Annotated in this window: 17 protein-coding genes; 11 read left to right on the top strand and 6 right to left on the bottom strand. The window is 65.4% G+C overall.

The features are described from left to right. Nucleotides 1-3: 3 nt before the first annotated feature. Genes CR152_RS07825 through CR152_RS07850 form a run of 6 tightly spaced genes read left to right on the top strand, consistent with a single transcriptional unit; the run spans nt 4 to nt 5,015 of the window. Nucleotides 4-732, top strand: coding sequence for an SURF1 family protein (locus tag CR152_RS07825; protein ID WP_099874407.1), 729 nt, complete (start codon nt 4-6; stop codon nt 730-732). Further along, nucleotides 710-1,315, top strand: coding sequence for a redox-active disulfide-containing membrane protein (locus tag CR152_RS07830; RefSeq protein ID WP_208640091.1), 606 nt, complete (start codon nt 710-712; stop codon nt 1,313-1,315). The genes CR152_RS07825 and CR152_RS07830 overlap by 23 nt, the downstream gene beginning before the upstream one ends. 3 nt (nt 1,316-1,318) lie before the next feature. After that, on the top strand, nt 1,319-2,452 hold the full coding sequence (locus tag CR152_RS07835; RefSeq protein ID WP_099874409.1) for a COX15/CtaA family protein: 1,134 nt from the start codon (nt 1,319-1,321) through the stop codon (nt 2,450-2,452). Then, nucleotides 2,449-3,342 carry a heme o synthase gene (cyoE, locus tag CR152_RS07840; protein WP_099874410.1) on the top strand — a complete coding sequence of 298 codons (894 nt, stop codon included), beginning with the start codon at nt 2,449-2,451 and terminating at the stop codon, nt 3,340-3,342. The genes CR152_RS07835 and cyoE overlap by 4 nt, the downstream gene beginning before the upstream one ends. Then, on the top strand, nt 3,339-3,926 hold the full coding sequence (locus tag CR152_RS07845) for an SCO family protein (protein ID WP_099874411.1): 588 nt from the start codon (nt 3,339-3,341) through the stop codon (nt 3,924-3,926). Before cyoE ends, CR152_RS07845 begins: the two co-directional genes overlap by 4 nt. 27 nt (nt 3,927-3,953) lie before the next feature. Continuing rightward, a complete protein-coding gene (locus tag CR152_RS07850) occupies nt 3,954-5,015 on the top strand; it encodes an AI-2E family transporter (RefSeq protein WP_099874412.1) in 1,062 nt (353 codons plus the stop codon). Nucleotides 5,016-5,297: 282 nt separating this feature from the next. On the opposite strand, the gene CR152_RS07855 is transcribed toward CR152_RS07850, so the two are convergent. Together CR152_RS07855 and CR152_RS07860 are read right to left on the bottom strand one after the other, a co-directional pair. Next, nucleotides 5,298-6,638 carry a hemolysin family protein gene (locus CR152_RS07855; protein WP_099874413.1) on the bottom strand — a complete coding sequence of 447 codons (1,341 nt, stop codon included), beginning with the start codon at nt 6,636-6,638 and terminating at the stop codon, nt 5,298-5,300. Between the two features lie 58 nt (nt 6,639-6,696). Beyond that, nucleotides 6,697-7,605, bottom strand: coding sequence for a LysR family transcriptional regulator (locus CR152_RS07860; protein WP_099874414.1), 909 nt, complete (start codon nt 7,603-7,605; stop codon nt 6,697-6,699). Nucleotides 7,606-7,711: 106 nt separating this feature from the next. On the opposite strand from CR152_RS07860, the gene CR152_RS07865 reads away from it, so the two are divergent. The 5 genes from CR152_RS07865 (at nt 7,712) to CR152_RS07885 (ending at nt 16,145) form a co-directional block, all read left to right on the top strand. Beyond that, nucleotides 7,712-8,752: a DUF475 domain-containing protein gene (locus tag CR152_RS07865; RefSeq protein ID WP_099874415.1), complete on the top strand. Its 1,041-nt coding sequence runs from the start codon at nt 7,712-7,714 to the stop codon at nt 8,750-8,752. A gap of 107 nt (nt 8,753-8,859) precedes the next feature. Beyond that, a complete protein-coding gene (locus CR152_RS07870; RefSeq protein ID WP_099874416.1) occupies nt 8,860-9,435 on the top strand; it encodes a TerD family protein in 576 nt (191 codons plus the stop codon). A 55-nt stretch (nt 9,436-9,490) separates the two neighbouring features. After that, nucleotides 9,491-10,186, top strand: a complete 696-nt coding sequence (locus tag CR152_RS07875) for a TIGR00266 family protein (RefSeq protein ID WP_099874417.1) — start codon at nt 9,491-9,493, stop codon at nt 10,184-10,186. A 17-nt stretch (nt 10,187-10,203) separates the two neighbouring features. Continuing rightward, nucleotides 10,204-10,785 carry a TerD family protein gene (locus CR152_RS07880; RefSeq protein ID WP_099874418.1) on the top strand — a complete coding sequence of 194 codons (582 nt, stop codon included), beginning with the start codon at nt 10,204-10,206 and terminating at the stop codon, nt 10,783-10,785. A gap of 212 nt (nt 10,786-10,997) precedes the next feature. Further along, nucleotides 10,998-16,145: a RecQ family ATP-dependent DNA helicase gene (locus CR152_RS07885; RefSeq protein WP_099874419.1), complete on the top strand. Its 5,148-nt coding sequence runs from the start codon at nt 10,998-11,000 to the stop codon at nt 16,143-16,145. A 46-nt stretch (nt 16,146-16,191) separates the two neighbouring features. On the opposite strand, the gene ggt is transcribed toward CR152_RS07885, so the two are convergent. From ggt to CR152_RS07905, 4 genes are all read right to left on the bottom strand, one after another. After that, on the bottom strand, nt 16,192-17,940 hold the full coding sequence (gene ggt, locus CR152_RS07890) for a gamma-glutamyltransferase (RefSeq protein ID WP_099874420.1): 1,749 nt from the start codon (nt 17,938-17,940) through the stop codon (nt 16,192-16,194). Between the two features lie 6 nt (nt 17,941-17,946). Then, entirely contained in the window at nt 17,947-18,372 is a 426-nt protein-coding gene (locus tag CR152_RS07895) for a hypothetical protein (RefSeq protein WP_157778377.1), read from the bottom strand. Nucleotides 18,373-18,514: 142 nt separating this feature from the next. Further along, nucleotides 18,515-19,249 carry a PEP-CTERM sorting domain-containing protein gene (locus tag CR152_RS07900; protein ID WP_157778378.1) on the bottom strand — a complete coding sequence of 245 codons (735 nt, stop codon included), beginning with the start codon at nt 19,247-19,249 and terminating at the stop codon, nt 18,515-18,517. A 179-nt stretch (nt 19,250-19,428) separates the two neighbouring features. Next, nucleotides 19,429-19,923 (bottom strand): PEP-CTERM sorting domain-containing protein, encoded by a 495-nt coding sequence (locus tag CR152_RS07905; RefSeq protein ID WP_099874423.1) that lies wholly within the window; start codon nt 19,921-19,923, stop codon nt 19,429-19,431. Between the last annotated feature and the right edge of the window lie 120 nt (nt 19,924-20,043).

Here is a 20,043-nt window from a genome sequence, read left to right on the forward strand (position 1 = left end):
GTAATGCGTATCCGCTTCCGGTTTCGGGCGATCCCCTTCGTGGCCACGGTGCTGCTGGTGGCGCTCGGCATCGCCCTGGGGCGCTGGCAGGATGGGCGCGCCGCCGAGAAAATCGGTCTGCAGCAGGCCATCACGGCGCGCGCCGGGGCCGCCCCGCTGGTGCTCGGCGCGGCCCCGCTCACGCCCGCCCAGGTCGAGCTGCGCCCGGTCACCGTCACCGGCACCTTTGTGCGCGACTGGCCGCTGTTCCTGAACAACCGTCCGCAAGAAGGCAAGGCCGGCTTTTACCTGCTGATGCCGCTGCGCATCGATGGTACTGATATGCACGTGCTGGTGGCGCGCGGCTGGCTGCCGCGCTACACCGGCCAGTACGACCGCTTGCCGGAGTTCGATACGCCGGCGGGCACGGTGACCGTCACGGGCCTGGCGCGCGCAGGCATGGGCAAGGTGATGCAGCTCGGAACGGCGGCGCCGGTCGCGCCCAAGGCCATCCTGCAAAACCTGACGCCGGCCGAGTTCGCGCAAGCGAGCAAGCTGGCGGTGCAGCCCTTTTTTATCGAGCAAAGCGGCCCGGCGCCGGCCGGCGACAAGCTGGTGCGCAACTGGCCGGCCCCCTCCCTGAACGTGGAAAAACACCAGGGTTATGCATTTCAATGGTATGCGCTGGCGGTCATGGCGCTGCTCTTTTTCGTGATTACAGGATTTCAACGTGGAACTAAACAAAACGACTAAAGCAAGTCAATGGAGCGGCCGCTGGAAACTGCTGGCCGTGGTCTTCGTGTGCGCGGCGCCGATGCTGTTTTCCTACCTGACTTATTACGTGATCAAGCCGACCGGGCGCACCAACTACGGGACCCTGATCGAGCCGCAAAAGTACCCGATCCCGCCGGCAATGGGCATCACCACGCTCGACGGCAAGCCGATCGCGCTCGACGCCTACAAAGGTAAATGGATCATGCTGCAGGTCGGTCCGGGCGAGTGCCCGCAAGCCTGCCGCGACCAGCTGGTCGCGATGCGCCAGCTGCGCCTGATGCAGGGCAAGGAAATGGAGCGCATCGAGCGCGTCTGGCTGGTCACGGACGCGACCCCGATCGACACCATGCTCATGCGCGTGGTCGACGGCACCCGCATGCTGCGCGTGCCGGCCGCGGCCGTGACGTCCTGGCTGCCGGTCGAGCCGGGCGGCAAGGTGGACGAGCACATGTACCTGATCGACCCGATGGGTCACCTGATGATGCGCTTCCCAAAGCAGCCTGATCCGGCCAAGGTGAAGAAGGACATGTACAAGCTGCTCAAAGCTTCCGCGATCGGTTAAGCGATGCAGCTCTCGTCCATGGTGCAACTGGGGTTGATCGGCCTGCTGGCGGCCTGCCTGCCGCTGGCGATGGTCTGGATGTCGTCCGACCCCAATAAATACCGCAAGCTGGTCTGGGTCACGGTGTTCCTCACGTTCGACCTGATCGTCTTCGGCGCCTTCACGCGCCTGACCGATTCGGGCCTGGGCTGCCCGGACTGGCCGGGCTGCTATGGCGCCGCCAATCCCTTCCTCGCGCATGCCGAGATCGTCGCCGCCGAAACTTTGATGCCGACCGGCCCCGTGACCGTGGTCAAGGCCTGGATCGAAATGATCCACCGCTACCTGGCGATGGGCATTGGCGTGCTGATCGTGGCGCTGATGGGAACCGCCTGGGTTCAGTGGCGCAAGACGCGCCGCGCCGAGTTCGCGCCCGGCCTGCCGACGGCGCTGTTCGTGTTCGTGCTGATCCAGGGCGCCTTTGGCGCCTGGACCGTGACGCTCAAGCTGCAGCCGGTCATCGTCACCATCCACCTGCTGCTGGGCATGGGCTTGCTGTCGATGCTGGTGTGGCTGGGTGCGCGCCAGAACCGCGCCGCCGCGCTGGCCCATGGGCGCTTTACCGCGCCGGCCGCCGGCGCGCCCACCATGCTGTGCCGCCTGGCGCTGGCCGCCGCCGTGGTACTGACGATCCAGATCGCCCTGGGCGGCTGGGTCAGCACCAACTACGCCACCCTGGCCTGCCTTGATTTCCCACTTTGCAACGGCAACCTGGTGCCCGAGATGGACTTCGAGCATGGCTTTACCCTGTGGCGCGAGCTGGGCAAGACCGCGGCCGGCCACTACCTGCCGTTCTCCGCCCTGACCGCGATCCACTGGGTGCACCGCAACTTCGCCTTCGTCGTGCTGGCCGTGCTGGGCCTGGCGGCGTGGCGCGCGCGCGCCCATCCGGGCGTGGCCAGGCATGCGCGCGGGATCGCCCTCGTGCTCGCCGTCCAGGCCGCGACCGGCATCGCCACCGTCTACCTGAACTTCCCGCTGACCATCGCCGTGCTGCATAACGCCGGCGCCGCGCTGCTGGTGCTGATGGTGACCATGTTAAACTACAAGATCAAGTACCCCTCCGGCCCGGTACTGCAAGCAAGCCACCACCAATGACAACCCAGACCGCAACACACAAAACCGCCAACCGCGCCGCCCAGTACTGGGCGCTGACCAAACCGAGAGTCACCCAGCTGGCCGTGTTCTGCGCCGTGATCGGCATGCTGCTGGCCACCGAAGGCATGCCCAACTGGCGCATCCTGGTGCCGGCCACGGTCGGCATCTGGCTGCTGGCCGGCGCCGCGTTCGCCGTCAACTGCCTGCTCGAAGCCGAGATCGATGCGCGCATGGCGCGCACCGCGCGCCGCGCCACCGCCATGGGCGAGCTGACCAAGACCCAGACCATGATCTTTTCGGCCATCATCGGCGGCGCCGGCATGGCCGTGCTGTACACGATGGTCAATCCGCTGACCATGTGGCTCACCTTCGTGACCTTTGTCGGCTACGCCGTCATCTACACCATGATCCTGAAACCGGCCACGCCGCAAAACATCGTCATCGGCGGCCTGTCGGGCGCCATGCCGCCGGCGCTCGGCTGGGCCGCGGTCGCCAACGACGTGCCGATGCAAGCCTGGCTGCTGGTGCTGATCATTTTCGTGTGGACCCCGCCGCACTTCTGGGCGCTGGCCATGTACCGGCGCGACGACTATGCGCGCTCCGGTTTGCCGATGCTGCCGGTCACGCACGGCATGAACTTCACCGGTTTCCACGTCTGGCTGTATTCGATCGCGCTGGCGGCCACCACGCTGCTGCCGTACGCGGTGCGCATGAGCGGACACATCTACCTGGCCTCGGCCGTGGTGCTCAATGCCGTGTTCCTGTGGCATGGCTGGCAGGTGTACCGCCACTATTCCGACCAGGTGGCGCGCAAGGCGTTCACCTGGTCCATCATTTACCTGTCGCTGCTGTTTGCTGCCTTGCTGCTCGACCACTACGTCAAATTATGATCAAAAAATTGCTCGCCCTGTGCGCGCTGGGCCTGCTGCTGGCCGCGTGCGACAAACCGGCCGCCAAGCCGCTTAGTTTCCAGAACACCGACCTGACCGGCTTGCCGTACGCGCGCGAATTCGCGCTGACCGACCACAACGGCAAGCCGCGCACCCTGGCCGACTTCAAGGGCAAGGTGGTGGTGATGTTTTTCGGCTTTACCCAGTGTCCGGACGTGTGCCCGACCACCATGGCCGAAATGGCGGCGGTGATGAAGGAACTCGGTCCCAAGGCCGACCAGGTGCAGGTGCTGTTCGTCACCATCGACCCCGCGCGCGACACCAGGGAGTTGCTGGCCCAGTACGTGCCGGCGTTCGACCCGCGCTTCCTCGGCCTGTACGGCGACGCCGAAGCCACCGCCAAGGTCGCCAAGGAATTCAAGGTGTTCTACGCCAAGGTCGACGGCAAGGCCGAGGGCAGCTATTCGATGGACCACACCGCGGCCAGCTATGTATTCGACCGCAACGGCAAGGTCCGGCTGTTCGTGCGTCATGGCAAGGGTCCGGGCCCGATCGTGCACGACATCAAACAATTGCTCGACTGATCCACCTACTTACCTGACGGGGCGACCATGGAACAGGAACGCGGCAGCAAGAATTACGCCTACATGGGCGCCATCGCGCTGCTCACCATCGGTTGCCTGTACGTGCTGCGGCCATTCCTGGCGGCGATCCTGTTCGCCGCCGCCATCGTGATCTCTTCCTGGCCGATCTACCTGTACGTGCTGGGGCGCATGCGCGGACGCCGTACCCTGGCCGCGCTGACCCTGACCTTGACCCTGACCTGCCTGGTGATCCTGCCGATCGCGCTGGTCGCCTACAACCTGGCCGACGATATCGGGCGCTTTTACGACCAGCTCAAAACCGCCGTGGCCACCGGCCACGTCGAGCCGCCGGCCTGGCTGCGCCAGATTCCTCTGGTCGGCGAAACGCTGTACACCTACGTGGGCAATCTGGTGTCGAGCCGCGAGCAGATGATGGCACTGGCCCAGCGCCTGCTGGAGCCGGCGCGCCATTACCTGCTGGGCGGCGGCATCGTGCTTGGCGCCGGCGTCGCGCAGATGAGCCTGGCCGCGTTCGTCAGTTTCTTCCTGTACCGCGATGGCCACACTTTGCTCATTGCCATCGGCGTGGCCATGGACCGCATCATCGGCGAGCGCGCGCAGAGGATCGCCAGCACCGTCAGCCAGACCGTGCGCGGCGTCATGTACGGTTTGCTGGGAACGGCGCTGGCGCAGGCGCTGGTGGCCGCCATCGGGTTCGTGATTGCCGGGGTGCCGGCGGTGCCGCTGCTGGCCGTGGCCACCTTCGTCATGTCGCTGGTGCCGGTCGGCCCGCCGATCATCTGGGGCGGGGCGGCGATCTGGCTGTTCAACCAGGGCCAGACCGGCTGGGCCATCTTCATGGTGGTGTGGGGATTGGTGCTCATCAGCGGCGTCGACAACGTGGTCAAGCCGATGCTGATCAGCCGCGGCAGCAGCCTGCCGTTCCTGCTGGTGTTGTTGGGCGTATTGGGCGGGGTGCTGGCCTTCGGTTTTGTCGGCCTGTTCATCGGCCCGACCCTGCTGGCGGTGGGTTACTCGCTGATGCGTGAATGGACCGGCATCGAGCCGGCGGTCGTCAACGACGTCTAGGCAGATTCCCACCCGGTGGTGAGTGCCGTTCGATTAAGACCTTGTAGCCTCGAAACTTAGCTCTGTCATTTCTGCCATTGGCAGATGACTTCCCGTCTCTCCAGGAACTGGTCTCTCGACTCGATGGCGTTAGGTTCAGCGGTTTTCTGACCATGAATTTCAAAACCGTCCTTCCCGCGCAGGCGGGAATCCAAGGCATCTTTGCTAAGCGACGGAGCCTTGGATTCCCGCCGCGGGAATGACGACGCTTCCGACCTCAGTCCTGCCTCCGGGGCAGTGTGCCTAGTCCTGCTCGTCCGTGTCGATCGTGCGCTCGATCTGCGGGATTACCTTGATCAGCACAATGCGCGGACCGTTCATCTTCTTGACCACGATGTCGAAGTGGGGGAATTCAATCCGCTGGCCCTGCTTGGGAATGTCACCCAGCTTGACCATCAGCAAACCACCCACCGATTCCACTTCATCCAGTCCCAGCGTCTCGTTATCGATATCGATGCCGAGAATGCGTTCGAGCGAGAAGATCGGCAGGCTGGCCTTGCCGATCAGGGTGCCGTCCGGCTGGCGCAGCCAATCGTTTTCGTTGAGGCGGAATTCGTCGCGGATTTCACCGACCATGGCGCCGAGCAGGTTGTCGAGCGTGATGAAGCCGACCGGGCGCTTGCCCTTTTCACCGATCAGCGCAAAGTGCGGCGCACCGTCGCGGAAACGGCGGAACATTTGCTGCGCCGGGGTGCGCGCCGACATCGTTTCGACCGGACGCAGGAACTGGTTCAGGTCCTTGATCGGACGCCCGGCCTGCTGGGCGAAAAACAAATCCTTCAGGTGAATCACGCCGAGCACGTCTTCGCCATTGGTATCGAAGTAGGGATAGCGGCTGAAACGGTTTCTCACCACGGTCTGCAAATTGTCTTGCAGCGATTTGCTGGCGTGCAGGGCGATGACTTCATTGATCGGACGCATCAGGTCGGCCACCGACAGCTGGCTGAAGTCGAGCGACTGGGCCAGGATGTGGCGCTCGTCGCGGGTGAATTTTTCGCCGGGCTGGCTGGTGCGCAGGATCAGCTTGAGTTCATCGGTGGAATAGTGCGCGTCATGCCCGCCCGGACCGGACAGGCCCGCCAGGCGCAGCACCATGTTGGCGCTGCCGTTGAGCACGTAAATGGCGGGGTACATCGACCAGTAGAACACGTACAGCGCCGGCGCGGTCCACAGGCCGACCACTTCCGGATTGCGGATCGCCAGCGATTTCGGCGCCAGCTCGCCGACCACGATGTGCAGGAAGGAAATCACGCTGAAGGCGACCACGAACGATACCGTATGGATGATTTTCTCGGAATCGATGCCGATCATGCCGAACACGGGTTCGAGGATGCTGGCAAAGGCCGGTTCGCCCACCCAGCCCAGGCCCAGCGAGGCAAGGGTGATGCCCAGCTGGCAGGCCGACAGGTAGGCGTCGAGCTGGCCGTGGACCTTGCCCAGCAGGCGCCCGCGCAGGCCCTGGCTCTTGGCGATGGCGCGCACGCGGGTTTTTCGGAGTGTGACGATGCCGAATTCGGCGGCCACGAAAAAGCCATTGAGCGCGACCAGGAACAGGGCGAGCAGGACCAGTAAGGCATTTTGCATAGAGAGTGGTGTTAGTTTTTCGCTTGGCCACAGGGGACCGGGATGGACATTGTACCGTTCATGGCGTGCTGAACACACCCTGATGCACGGCCGACAGGATCGCTTCGACCGCGGGATGCTTGATTTTGCGTTCGTTCGAGATGGCGTAGACGTGCTCGCGCACCTGCGGCACGTGGCCGGCCAGCACCGCCCCGAACTGGTCGGCCAGGTCGGTGGCCAGGGCCGCCGGCGCGAAAAACAGGCCGGCGCCGCGCCGTCCGAAAGTGTTGAGCAGGGCGTTGTCCTCGAATTCGCCGACCACATCGGGGCGCACATTGTGCAGCTCGAACCATTCGTCGATGCGTCCGCGCAAGGCGTTGTTGCGGGTCGGCAGCAGGAACGGGGCGCCGTTCAGATTGCCCGGAAAGCCTTCGGCGTAGGCCCCCGCCAGGGCCGGCGTGCCGACCACGATGGTGTCGCTCTCGAACAGCATGTGGCTGAACACGCGCAGGGTGGTGCCCGAGCGCACCGCGCGGTCGGTCAGCACCACGTCCAGCTTGTGCAGGGCCAGGTCGGCCAGCAGGGCCTCGAACTGGTCTTCGTAGCACACCAGGCGCACCGGCGTGGCCAGGTGCAGGGTCGCCTCCAGCAGGCGGAACGCGGTCAGCTTGGGCAGGGAATCGGAAATGCCGACGGTGAGCCGGGTGCGCCCGCTGTCGGCCTCGCCCAGCGCTTCCTGCAACTGTTCGCCCAGCAGGAAGATCTGGTCGGCGTAGGCCAGCGCCAGGCGCCCGGCCTCGGTCAGCTGCAGGCCGCGGCCCTGCTGCATGAACAGGGCCTTGCCGATCGATTGCTCGAGCTGGGTGAGCTGGGTGCTGATGGTCTGGATCGCCAGTCCCAGGCGCTCGGCGGCGCGCGTGACGCCGCCTTCCTTGGCCACCACCCAGAAGTAGTACAGGTGGCGAAAATTCATTCCAGTATTTTTCATGCTTCGGTTTTTCAGAAGTAATAGTCAGATTATCTCCTATTTTTAAAAGTGTTGCTTAGGGATACACTGCATGCATCAACAATAACAGTAAAGGGAAAACCCGCTTATGAAGCATTTCAGAATTTCATTCCTCGTCACCTTCGTCTGCCTTGTGGTAGCCGGATGGTGGGGCTACCAGCACCACGGCGTGAGCGGCATGTTCACGGCCCTGGGCGTGGCGGCCATCCTCGGTATCATGGAAGTGTCGCTGTCGTTCGATAACGCGGTCGTGAACGCCTCCGTGCTCAAGACCTGGGACGATTACTGGCAAAAGCTGTTCCTCGGCGTCGGTATCATCATCGCCGTGTTCGGTATGCGCTTGCTGTTCCCGCTGGTCATCGTGGCGCAAGCTGCCGACCTGGGCATCATCGAAGTGTGGAACCTGGCGCTGTCCGATCCCAAGGCCTACTCGGCGCACCTGACGGCCCACCATGCGGAAGTGGCGGCCTTCGGCGGTATGTTCCTGTTGCTGGTATTCCTGAACTTCCTGCTCGACGATGAAAAAGAAACGCACTGGCTCGGTAGCCTGGAAGAAAAGCTCGGTTCGCTCGGTAAAGTCGGCTCGATCTCGGTGATGATTGCTCTGGGTACCTTGATGGCAAGCATGGCGATGGTCGCCGAAGCGCAAAAGATGGTTGTGCTGATGGCCGGTCTGTGGGGTATCTTGATTTACGTGGGCGTGGACACGGTCAGCAGCCTGCTTGAAAACGATGGAGATGACAGCGGCGCCAATGTCGGCGACATGGTCAAGCGCGGCGGTATCGGTGGCTTCCTGTACCTGGAAGTGCTCGATGCATCGTTCTCCTTCGACGGCGTGATCGGCGCGTTTGCGATCACCACCGACGTCGTGATCATCATGCTGGGCCTGGCAATCGGCGCAATGTTCGTGCGTTCGATGACGGTGTTCCTGGTCAAGAAGGGCACGCTCGACGAATTCGTCTACCTGGAGCACGGCGCACACTATGCGATCGGTATCCTGGCGCTGATTATGTTGGCAAGCATGAAGTTTCATGTGCCTGAAATCTTTACCGGCCTGATCGGTGTGGCCTTCATCGTCGCCTCGCTGTGGTCGTCGGTGCGTCACAAGAAACTGCAGCTGGCGGCGTAATCACGCTGCCAAGGCCTGCGTAATACAAACGCGGCAGACTGAGGAACACCAGTTTGCCGCGTCATTCACCCGGTGTTCATTGTCTTACTAACTTTTGGAGAATCAAAATGCCAGTCAGCTTGCAAAAAGGCGGTAACGTCAACCTGAGTAAAGAAGCACCCGGCCTGACGAAAATGATCGTCGGCCTCGGCTGGGACACCCGCGCCACCGACGGCAACGCGTTCGACCTGGACGGCGCGGTCTTCCTGCTGAACGCCAGCGGCAAGGTCCGTTCCGACGCCGACTTCATCTTCTACAACAACCTGAAATCGGCCGACGGTTCGATCACCCACTCGGGCGACAACACCACCGGCGCCGGCGACGGCGACGATGAAAGCGTCACCATCGACCTGGCCAACGTGCCGGCCGATATCGACAAGGTGGTGCTGGCCGTGACGATTCACGATGCCGAGACACGCCGCCAGAATTTCGGTATGGTGTCGAAAGCATTCGTCCGCTGCGTCAACGCCGCCGGCAACGCCGAAATCGCCCGCTACGACCTGTCGGAAGACGGCTCGACCGAAGCGGCCATGATCTTCGGCGAAGTCTACCGCGCTGGCGCGGACTGGAAATTCCGCGCCATCGGCCAGGGTTTCCAGGGCGGCCTGGGCCCCCTCGCAACGAGCTACGGCGTCAACGTTTAAAGTGTTTTGCGGCCCGCGCGGTACTTCCCGCGCGGGCCGTCAATAAGGAGCACACATGCCAGTTTTCACAGTCACAGGCGATATCGACCCGTTCCTGCACGTGTCGATGACGCGCGGCGAGACGATTTACTGCGAATCGGGCGCGATGGTCATGATGGAGGCCGCGCTTGACCTCAAGGGCAAGATGCAGGGTGGCATCGGCAGCGCGCTGATGCGGCGCTTCGCCAACGGCGAATCGTTCTTCCAGCAGCACATCGAAGCGGTGCGCGGCGATGGCGACTGCCTGCTTTCGCCAACCCTGCCGGGCGCGATGCAGATCGTCGAGGTCGGCCAGCGCCAGTACATGCTCAGCGATGGCGCCTTTGTCGCCGCCAGCTCCAAGGTCGAGCTCAAGGTGCGCACGCAAAGCCTCGGCAATGCGCTGTTCGCCGACAGCGGCGGCTTTTTCGTCACCGAGACCAGCGGCACTGGCCAGCTGATCGTGTCCGGCTTCGGCGCCCTCAATGAGCTGGTGGTCGAGCAGGGCAAGGACATCACGATCGACAATTCGCACGTGGTCGCCTGGGACAGCAGCCTGCACTACACGCCGTCGATCACGACTGGCAACAGTGGCGGCTTTTTAGGCAATCTGATCAACAGCCAGACCAGCGGAGAGGGCATCGTGCTACGCTTCTCCGGCAATGGCAAAGTTTATATTTGTTCGCGCAACCGTGCCTCGTTCCAAGCCTGGGCGGCAGGCAGCGCGCGCTAAAACCAAGGAGTCATACCATGTCAGTCAATCTGCAAAAAGGCCAGAAAATTTCTCTGGATAAAGAAGCCGGCAGCACCCTGACCCGCATCACCATGGGCCTGGGGTGGGATGCCATCAAGACCAAGGGCTTGTTCGGCTTCGGCGGCAAGAGCCAGACGGTCGACCTGGACGCATCGTGCCTGCTGTTCGACGAGAGCAACCGGGCGGTCGATGTGGTCTGGTTCCGCCAGCTCAAGAGCAAGGATGGCAGCATCGTGCACACGGGCGACAACCGCACCGGCGCCGGCGACGGCGACGACGAGCAGATCCTGGTCGACCTGACCCAGATCCCGGCCAGCGTCAAGTCGCTGGTGTTTACCGTGAACAGCTTCACGGGCCAGAACTTCTCGCAGGTCGAAAACGCCTACTGCCGCATCATCAACGGGGCCGACCAGAAGGAAGTGGCGCGCTTCAATTTGTCCGTGCAGGGCGATCACACGGCCCAGATCATGGCCAAGCTGTACCGTCACAACGGCGAGTGGAAGATGCACGCGATCGGCGAAAACGGCAGCGGCCGTACCTTCGACGAACTGATGCCGAAGATCACCCCGCACCTGTAAGCCTGTCAGCCTGCGCCCCGGCCGGGCATGACCCGGCATGGCGCCTCGCGCGGCCAGCGCCCCGCACCATTACCCGTTTCCATGCGACGCGGGTTTTTGGCGCGGGGCGCTTCTTTTTTGTGCATTGGTGAAGGGCGCGCTGCTAGAATCGCACTCGGAACAGCCAGCGAGGACCAACCCGCGGTGCGACACTCTTCATTGCAAAGCGTTGTATGACCCTTGACCTTACCTGCGTGCCCGCGCAGCCGGAACCGCCAGCGGCCGGCATCACGCCGCGCTGCCTGTCGGTCGACCTGGAAGTGGGCCTCAAGGATGGCCGCATTCACCAGTTCGCCGCCGTGCGCGGCGATACCGGCGCCGCCTTCGTCTTCACCGAAGGCAACTTTCACGCGGCGCTGGCGCAACTCGACGACTTCGCCGACCCGGTTGCCTTCCTGCTCGGCCACAACCTGATCGCATTCGACGCTCCCCATCTGGCCGCTGCCGCGCCGTACCTGCGCCTGCTCAAGCTGCCGATGGTCGACACGCTGCGTCTCAATCCGCTCGCCTTTCCGCGCCATCCGTACCACCACCTGGTCAAGCACTACAAGGAAGGCCAGCTGCGGCGCGGCAGCCTGAACGACCCCGAACACGATGCGCGCCTGACGCTGCAGCTGTTCGCCGACCAGCTGGCCGCCTTGCGCGACATGCAGGACAGCGCGCCGGACCTGCTGCTGGCCTGGCACTGGCTCACCACCGGCGCCGATACCCTGTCCGGACTGAACTCGGTGTTCATGATGGTCAGGCGCGCCGCGCGCCCGGGCCAGGCCGAGGCCAGCGCCGCCATCCTGCGCCGCCTCGATGGCCAGGCTTGCGTGAGCGAGGCGCGCGGCGTCGCCGCCGACGCGCCCGCCCTGGGCTGGGCGCTGGCGTATGCGCTGGCGTGGCTCTCGGTAGCCGGCGCCAGTTCGGTCATGCCGCCCTGGGTGCGCCACCAGTTCCCGCAGGCGGCGCAACTGGTGCGGCGCCTGCGCGACAGCGCCTGCGGCGCTGCCGATTGCGCCTGGTGCGGCGAGCGCCACGACCCGCGCAAGGAACTCAAGCGCTGGTTCGGCTTCGATGCCTTCCGCCCCGAACCGTGCGACGGGCAGGGGCGCCCGCTGCAGGAAGCGATTGTCGACGCGGCCATGCGCGGGCGTCACGTTCTCGGTATCCTCCCGACCGGTACCGGCAAGTCGCTGTGCTACCAGATCCCGGCGCTGTCGCGCTACGACAAGACCGGCGCGCTGACAGTCGTCATCTCGCCGCTGGTGGCGCTGATGGCCGACCAGGTGAGCGGGATGGAAGCGCGTGGTATCGGCTGCGCGGTGGCGATCAACGGCCTGCTCTCGATTCCGGAGCGGGCCGCCGCCCTCGACCGGGTGCGCCTGGGCGAGGCCGGCATTGTCATCGTCTCGCCCGAACAGCTGCGCAGCCGCGCCTTGCGGCGTGTGCTGGAGCAGCGCGAGATCGGCGCCTGGGTGCTCGATGAAGCGCATTGCATCTCGAAATGGGGCCACGATTTCCGTCCCGACTACCGCTACGTGGGCCGTTTCATCCGCGAGCGCGCCGGCGCCGGCGACATTGCCCCGGTGCTGTGCCTGACCGCGACCGCCAAGCCGGATGTGGTGGCCGACATGCTGGCGCACTTCCGCCACAAGGTCGGCATCGACCTGACCGTGCTCGATGGCGGTGCCAGGCGGGTCAACCTGTCGTTCTCGGTGGTGCCGACCACCCCGGCCGAAAAATTCGCGCACATCCACCAGTTGCTGGAAGCCGAACTGCCCGCGCACGCGCCCGGCGGCGCGATCGTCTACTGCGCCACCAAAAAGCAGACCGAGGAAATCGCCGCTTTCCTGCGCCAGAAAGACGTGAGCGCGGGGCACTTCCATGCGGGCCTGCGTGGCATGGTCAAGAAAGACACCCAGCACGCCTTCATCGCCGGTGAGCTCAAGGTCATCGTCGCCACGAACGCCTTCGGCATGGGGATCGACAAGCCGGACGTGCGCCTGGTGATCCATGCCGACATTCCCGGCTCGCTCGAAAACTACCTGCAGGAAGCCGGGCGCGCCGGGCGCGATTGCGGCGCCGCCCGCTGCGTGCTGCTGTACACGGTGGAGGATGTGGAGCGCCAGTTCGCCATGTCGGCGCGCTCGCGCCTGTCGCAACAGGATATTCAGGTGGTGCTCAAGGCGATCAAGCGCCTGGAGCGCAAAAAACACGGCGACGCCGACATCATCGCCACGGCCGGCGAAATCCTGACCGAAGACGCCGACGGCGACTTCGCGCGCGACTCCACCACCGACGACACCCGCGTGCGCACCGCCATCGCCTGGCTGGAAGAAGCCAGGCTGCTCACGCGCGAGGAAAACCAGGTACAGATATTCCCGTCCTCGCTACGTGTGGCTACCCTGGAAGAAGCCGAAAAAAAGCTGGCCGGGTATCCGCTCTTCAAGGAAAAACGCGACGCCTTGCTGGCGCTGGTGGATGCCCTGATCGGCGCCGATGCCGATCAGGGCATCTCCACCGACGAATTGATGAACGCCTCCGGCCTGTCGGCCGAGAAGGTGCGCGCCGCGCTGTATGAGCTGGAACAGTACAAGATCGCCAGCAACGACACGGCGCTGACCGCCTTCGTTCACGTGGCCGTAGAGATGTCGTCGAAACGCTTGCTCGAGCAAGCCTGCGCACTCGAGGTGGCGCTGCTCGACGCCATGCGCGAAGGCGCGCCCGACCTGGCCAAGGGCGGCGCCTCGGTGCTGCACCTGCGCCACGCCAGCCAGCGCCTGAAAGACGCCGGCCTGGCGCATGCCTTGCCCGACAAGCTGCTGCGCATCGTGCGCAGCATCGCCAACGACGGCGATGGCGACGATGGCGTGGGCAGCTTCAGCGTGCGCCAGCTCGACGCCGAGAGCGTGCAGGTCACCTTGCAGCGCAGCTGGAACCTCATCGCCGGCACCGCCGCCCTGCGGCGCGACGGCGCCGCCAAGCTGCTCGGGCACCTGGCCGCCAGCCTGCCGGCCAGCGCACGCGGCAACGACCAGCTGGCCAGTACCACCCTCGGCCAGCTGCTCGCCGCGATCGAGGGTGACCTGGAACTGGCGGGCCGGGTGAAATCCTGTCCCAGGCTGGTCGACCGCGCCCTGCTGTGGCTTCACGAACAGGGCGTGATCCGCCTGAACAAGGGGATGGCCGTGTTTCGCCCCGCCATGACGATCCGTCTTGCGCCCGAGCGGCGCGGCTTCTACAAGGCCGACTTCGCGCCGCTGGAACTGCACTACAGCGAACAGGTGGTGCAGATTCACGTGATGGCCGAATACGTGCAGCGCGGCCTGCAAAAGATGGCGGACGCCCTGCAACTGGCGATGGATTACTTCAGCATGGAGCGCGACCGGTTCATCGCGCAATGGCTGCCCGCGCGCGACAAGGAACTGGAGCGCCAGACCACGCCGGCCTCGTGGCGCGCGATTGTCGAAAGCCTCGACAACAGCGCCCAGCAGCGCATCGTGGCCGACGACCGCGAACGCACCAATGTGCTGGCGCTGGCCGGCCCCGGATCGGGCAAGACGCGCGTGCTGGTGCACCGCATCGCTTATCTGGTGCGGGTGCGGCGCGAAAATCCGCGCGCCATCCTGGTACTGACCTATAACCGCCACGCCGCGGTCGACATCCGGCGCCGGCTCGCCGCCCTGATCGGGCGCGACGCCGGCGGCGTGATCGTGCTGACCTGCCACGCGCTGGCGATGCGGCTCGCCGGCATCAGCTTCGACAAGCGCCTTGGCGCCGACGAGGAGCTGCTCAAGCAAGTCATTCCGCAGGCGGTGGCCTTGTTGAACGGGACCGGCCTCGCGCCGCAGGAAGCGGACGAACAGCGCGACCGCCTGCTCGGCGCCTTCCGCTGGATACTGGTCGACGAGTACCAGGACATCGGGCCGGACCAGTACGCGCTCATTGCGGCGCTGGCGGGGCGCAACAGCGCCGACGAGGATGCGCGGCTGAGCCTGCTCGCGGTCGGCGACGACGACCAGAACATCTACGCTTTCAACGGCGCCTCGGTCGACTTCATCCGCCGCTTCGAACAGGACTACAGCGCCAGAGCGGCGTTCCTGACCGAGAATTACCGCTCGACGCGACACATCATCGATGCGTCCAACCTGGTGATTGCGGCGGCCAGCTGCCGCATGAAAGCCGCGCACCCGATCAGCATCGACCGCGCGCGCGCCAAGCTTGACGCGGGTGGCGCATGGCAGGAGCGCGATCCGGTCGGCCGGGGCCGCGTGCAGATCATCGATGCCGGCGCCGACGATGCCAGCCAGGCGCTGGCCATCATGGCCGAGCTGCGCCGCCTGGCCGCGCTGGACCCGGACTGGGACTGGGCGGGCGTGGCGGTCATCGCGCGCGAGTGGAAAACCCTGGAGCCGGTGCGCACCTTCTGCATGCTGCATGCCATCCCGGTGCAGTTGGCCAATGAAGAAACCGCGCAGTTCTGGCGCCTGCGTGAAACCCAGGCGTTGGTGCGCTCGCTGCGCGCGGACGAGGCGGCACTGGTCGATGCGGCCGCCATCGAGGCCTGGCTCGATGCCCGGCCGCCCGGCACCTGGCTCAGTCTCCTGCGCCAGGCGCTCCAGGAGTACGCGCTGGAGACGGGCGGCGCCGAACTGCCGGTGGCGCACTTCATCGAGTGGCTGGCCGAATGGGGCCGCGAAGCGCGCCGGCGCCAGACCGGTTTGCTGCTGCTGACGGCGCACCGCGCCAAGGGGCTCGAGTTCGACCACGTCGCCGTGGCCGACGGCCACTGGGACAGCTTCGGTCCCGGTGAAGACGCCGATGCGCCGCGCCGCCTGTACTACGTGGCCATGACGCGGGCGGCCAGGACGCTGGTCCTGGCGCGCTTTGCGCCCTCGCGCGGCCGGCCGGCCAGCCTGCCCGACCAACTGCCGGACGCGCCATGCCTGCTGCGCCGCGCGCCGCTGGCGATGGACGCCACCCGGGGCGCCTTGCGGCGGCGCTATCTGCAGCTCACGCTGCAGGATGTCGACATCGGTTTCGCCGGCCGGATGGCGCAGGGCGACCCGGTCCACCGCGCCATTGCCGCGCTGCGCATCGACGACCCGCTGCAGCTGCGCGTTGGCAAAACCAGGTGGGAACTGGTCACGCCCGCCGGCGTGGTGGTGGGGCAACTGGCCAGGGCGTTCAAGCCGCCAGCCAATCTGCGCTGGATCGCGGGCCGCGTGGCGGCCATCCTGGTGCGCCAGGCGCAGGACGGCGATCCCGAGTTCCGCCACCTGGCCCGTTGCGGCGAGTGGGAGGTGGTGCTGCCCGAACTGGTCTTCGACGTTTGATGCCGGGCTCAAGCCCAGCGCCGCCGCGGCATCGGCGGCATGGTCCTCAGTTGGCGCTTTTCTGCACCAGCGCGCTGCCCACGCCGTGGCGCTTGCCTTCGCTGACCGCCGTCACGGTGCCGTCGGCATTGAACACGATGGCGTTCGCCGCGCCGATTTCTTCCGCCTTGGCGCGCCACTTGTAGCCGAGCTTTTCCAGGGCCAGCGCCTGCGCGCTGCCGGCGAAGCCCGGCTCGGCGTCGGTGGCCGCATCGTTGCGCTGGCTCAGGCGCGGGGCATTGATGGCCTTGTCCATCGGCATGCCGAAGTCGACGTGGTTGACGATGGTTTGCAGCACCGTGGTGATGATGGTCGCGCCGCCCGGGCTGCCGACCGTGAAGGCCGGCTTGCCGCTTTTGAGCACGATCGTCGGCGCCATGCTGCTGCGCGGGCGCTTGCCCGCTTCCGGCACGTTCGGGTGCGGGCCGCTGAAATCGAAATCGGTCATTTCGTTATTGAGCAAAAAGCCGTAGCCCGGCACCACGATGCCGCTGCCGCCCCACGATTCGATGGTGAAGGTGTAGGCCACCACGTTGCCGTCCTTGTCGGAGACGGTCAGGTGCGTGGTGTGGGCGTTGTCGGCCAGCAGGCGCGCAGCCTGCGGACGCTGCGGCACGCTGGGGTCGTTCTGGAACGGGTACGGGTCGCCCGCCAGCACTTTCGGTCCGGCGCGCTCGGCATTCATCTGGGTGCGCCGGCGCGCCGCGTAATCCTTGCTCAGCAGGCCGGCCACCGGCGCATCGACATATTCGGGATCGGCCAGGTAGGCGTTGCGGTCGGCAAAGGCCAGGCGGCTCGCTTCCATGTACAGGTGCTCGGCGCTGGCGCGCGGCAGGGTCTTGAGGTTGTAGCCTTCGAGCAGGTTGAGCGCTTCGCCGATGGCGATGCCGCCGCTGCTCGGCAGGGGCATGCCGTACACCTCGTAGCCGCGGTAGGTGGTTTTTATGGGCTGGCGGATGCGCGCTTCATAGTTGGCCAGGTCGGCCATGGTCATCGCGCCGGCGCGCACGCGCACGCCGGCGGCCACCGGCGGCTTGCCCACCGCGTCGACGATGGCGCGCGCGATCGGGCCCTGGTAAAAGGCTTTCTGGCCCTGGGCGCCGATGTCGCGGTAGGCCTTGGCCATGCCGGGGTTTTTCAGCACGGTGCCGACCGCCAGCGGCTTGCCGTTTTTCAGGAACAGGGCGCTGCTGCTGCTGAAAAGCTGGAGCTTTTTCTGGTTCTCGGCGCTCATGCGGTGGAAATTGTCGCTCACTTCGAATCCCTTGGTGGCCACGCCGATGGCCGGCGCGAGCACCTGCTTGAACGACATGGTGCCGTAGCGGCTGAGCGCTTCGTGCCAGCCGCGCACGGTGCCCGGCACGCCGACCGAGGCGCCGCTGGCGAGGGTGGCGTCGAAGTCGCTGTCCTTGCCGTTTTCCTGGAATACCGTGGGGGTGACGCTGGCCGGCGCCGTTTCGCGGTGATCGACCGCGATTACGCGTTTGTCCTTGGCCAGGTAGATCATCATGAAGCCGCCGCCGCCGATGCCGCAGCTGTACGGATCGGTCACGCCCAGGGTGGCGGCCGCGGCGACGGCGGCGTCGATCGCATTGCCGCCCTTGTCGAGGATGGCCATGGCCGACTGCGAGGCCTGTTCGCTGATGGTGGCAACGGCGCCGCCGGTGCCGCTGGCCACCGGGGTCCTGGCCTGGCTCAGGGGAATGACGAGGACGATGGAGCAGGCGAGGGCGAGGCGGCGGGCGGCGTGGGTCATGTCGTTTTATCGGCTTTCGGCGGGAGGGTGGCTGACGTTCAGGATGACCGCTTGCGGCGGGCCCGGCGGCACATTGGTGGGCAGCGGAGCCGGCGGGTCGGTGGCCAGCGAGATGATCAGGTCGGGCTGCTGCGTCGATGTGTAGGCCGGCGCGGCCGGTTCGAGCATGAATGGCTCGACCCCGACCGGAAAGATCAGGGTGAAGTGGTAGACGATCTTGCCGGCGGTGATGCATACCACGTTCGGCGGGCAGCGGCTGTCGTCGACGCGGTCGAAGCGCAGGGTAGCGTCGGGCGCCACGGTGGCGCTGGTCTGCGGCAGCAAGGAAATGGTGCCGTCGTATTTGCGTTGCATCGATGTTTCCTTTATTGGCGCGGCGGTGCACCCGGTAAACACCCAGGCGGCGGCGAACGCGAAAATCAGCTTGATCATGATGGGCTCCTCATTAGTGGGAAAGCCGATCATAGATCATATCAATTTCGCCACTGTGTGGCCGCGCAATTGACGAGCCGGCGCGCTGCGGCGCCGTGCATGCCCGTCGGAAAAGGAAGAGCCGGCCTGGCCGGCCCGGGTATTACGCTTGCGCCACGCCGTTCTGCAGGCGGCGGCGGGTGCGGCGGGTCAGGCCGATCACGGCCAGGCCGAGCGCCAGCATGGCGTAGGTTTCCGGTTCCGGCACGGCCGAGGTGTAGACGGTCAGGGTTGGGTTGAGCACGCTCAGCCCAGCCCACGAAGCCTGGCGGTGGACGACGCCATCGGACGTGGTCCAGACCGCCGGGGAGGCGAACATGGTCATGCTGCTGTTCAATGACATGGTCAGCACGTCCTTGAGCGTCAGGTTGGCGGCGCTGAACACGAAGGATTCGTTGCCGTTGAGCCTGTAGACGCTGCTGAAGTGGTTCTCGCTCCAGTCGTTCGCGCCGCTGGCGAACAGGCTGACCGCGCCGCGGTTGCTGGCCGTCCCGGCGCCTGCCAGGCCGCCCGGCGGCACGGCGGTGTCGAGGGTGCCGGCGAAGGTGCCCGAGAAGGAATAACCGGTGACCTGATAGCCGGAACGCACGGCGAACGACATGTCGGCGGAGTAAGCGTTGCCGGCGGCATCGCTGGTTTTGCCGGTCATGCTGCTGACAAAATCGCTGAGGCGGATGGTGGTCGCGCCGGCCACGTCGGACACGAGCACGTCGGCCACGGTCGAATCAGGGTTGGTGAAAGTGAAGCCGGTGGCCTCGATCACGGTCGGCGCGGCCGATGCCGTGGCGGACACAAAAGCCAGCGCAGCAGCGCCCATCTGCAATTTAAACAAGTTCATTGGTCCCATTCCTTTTTTATGTCACATCGACGAACGCCGCAACGGCGCTTCCAAGCTTGCCATCATAATCGAGGGCAAGCCACGCATCATAGAACAACATTGTAAGAAATGTATTAGAAGCGACACTGGCTGGGAGCAGCAAGGCCGGCCGCCAGCACGGGCGGCGGCGGCCGGGTCGTTTATGCGTCGAGGCTATCCTGCAGGCGCTTGCGGGTACCGCGCGTGAGGACGATGACGGCCACGCCGACGGCGAGCATGACATAGGTTTCCGGTTCCGGGACCGACTGCGAGGCCACGCTCGGGCGCGCATTGGCGGCGCTGAAGCTGCCGCGCGCTTGCTTGGCATAGCTGGCGCGCACTTCCGGGTAGCTGTGGCGCGCGTCCGTTCCGCCCCATGAAGGCACATTGCCGTTGGCATAGGCGCTGATGGCGCCGCTCAGGTCGACATCGCCGAGCAGCGCGTCGGCCGGGCGCAGGTGCATGGCGCGGCTGACGTCGCCCAGGCCGAGCTGGCCGAGAACGCGGTTGTCGGCCAGTTCGATACCGGCGTGGTACGCAGAGCGTTTGCTGACATTATTCAGGGTCGGGGACTCGATCAGCGCGGGCGCGGCACCGGCCAGGCCGGGCGCCAGCAGCAGGGCGGCCAGGCTTCGCGTCCATGTAAAGTATTTCATGTGCAGACTACCTATTCATGTTTAGCTGTGAAAAAGGCTGTGACGGCGCGCGGGGCAGCGCTCGGGGCTCATGTTATTGCCGCGCTCAGACACCGGCACGGTATGCATGATACGTCAAAC

It is taken from the genome of Massilia violaceinigra (assembly GCF_002752675.1).
Lineage (GTDB): Bacteria > Pseudomonadota > Gammaproteobacteria > Burkholderiales > Burkholderiaceae_D > Telluria_A > Telluria_A violaceinigra.

Bases quoted from the DNA above. Each gene is read 5' to 3' on its own strand.
- CR152_RS07825 (WP_099874407.1), top strand. From the start codon at position 4: ATGCGTATCCGCTTCCGGTTTCGGGCGATCCCCTTCGTGGCCACGGTG.
- CR152_RS07835 (WP_099874409.1), top strand. From the start codon at position 1,319: ATGCAGCTCTCGTCCATGGTGCAACTGGGGTTGATCGGCCTGCTGGCG.
- cyoE (WP_099874410.1), top strand. From the start codon at position 2,449: ATGACAACCCAGACCGCAACACACAAAACCGCCAACCGCGCCGCCCAG.
- CR152_RS07845 (WP_099874411.1), top strand. From the start codon at position 3,339: ATGATCAAAAAATTGCTCGCCCTGTGCGCGCTGGGCCTGCTGCTGGCC.
- CR152_RS07850 (WP_099874412.1), top strand. From the start codon at position 3,954: ATGGAACAGGAACGCGGCAGCAAGAATTACGCCTACATGGGCGCCATC.
- CR152_RS07855 (WP_099874413.1), bottom strand. From the start codon at position 6,638: ATGCAAAATGCCTTACTGGTCCTGCTCGCCCTGTTCCTGGTCGCGCTC.
- CR152_RS07860 (WP_099874414.1), bottom strand. From the start codon at position 7,605: ATGAAAAATACTGGAATGAATTTTCGCCACCTGTACTACTTCTGGGTG.
- CR152_RS07865 (WP_099874415.1), top strand. From the start codon at position 7,712: ATGAAGCATTTCAGAATTTCATTCCTCGTCACCTTCGTCTGCCTTGTG.
- CR152_RS07870 (WP_099874416.1), top strand. From the start codon at position 8,860: ATGCCAGTCAGCTTGCAAAAAGGCGGTAACGTCAACCTGAGTAAAGAA.
- CR152_RS07875 (WP_099874417.1), top strand. From the start codon at position 9,491: ATGCCAGTTTTCACAGTCACAGGCGATATCGACCCGTTCCTGCACGTG.
- CR152_RS07880 (WP_099874418.1), top strand. From the start codon at position 10,204: ATGTCAGTCAATCTGCAAAAAGGCCAGAAAATTTCTCTGGATAAAGAA.
- CR152_RS07885 (WP_099874419.1), top strand. From the start codon at position 10,998: ATGACCCTTGACCTTACCTGCGTGCCCGCGCAGCCGGAACCGCCAGCG.
- ggt (WP_099874420.1), bottom strand. From the start codon at position 17,940: ATGACCCACGCCGCCCGCCGCCTCGCCCTCGCCTGCTCCATCGTCCTC.
- CR152_RS07895 (WP_157778377.1), bottom strand. From the start codon at position 18,372: ATGATCAAGCTGATTTTCGCGTTCGCCGCCGCCTGGGTGTTTACCGGG.
- CR152_RS07900 (WP_157778378.1), bottom strand. From the start codon at position 19,249: ATGAACTTGTTTAAATTGCAGATGGGCGCTGCTGCGCTGGCTTTTGTG.
- CR152_RS07905 (WP_099874423.1), bottom strand. From the start codon at position 19,923: ATGAAATACTTTACATGGACGCGAAGCCTGGCCGCCCTGCTGCTGGCG.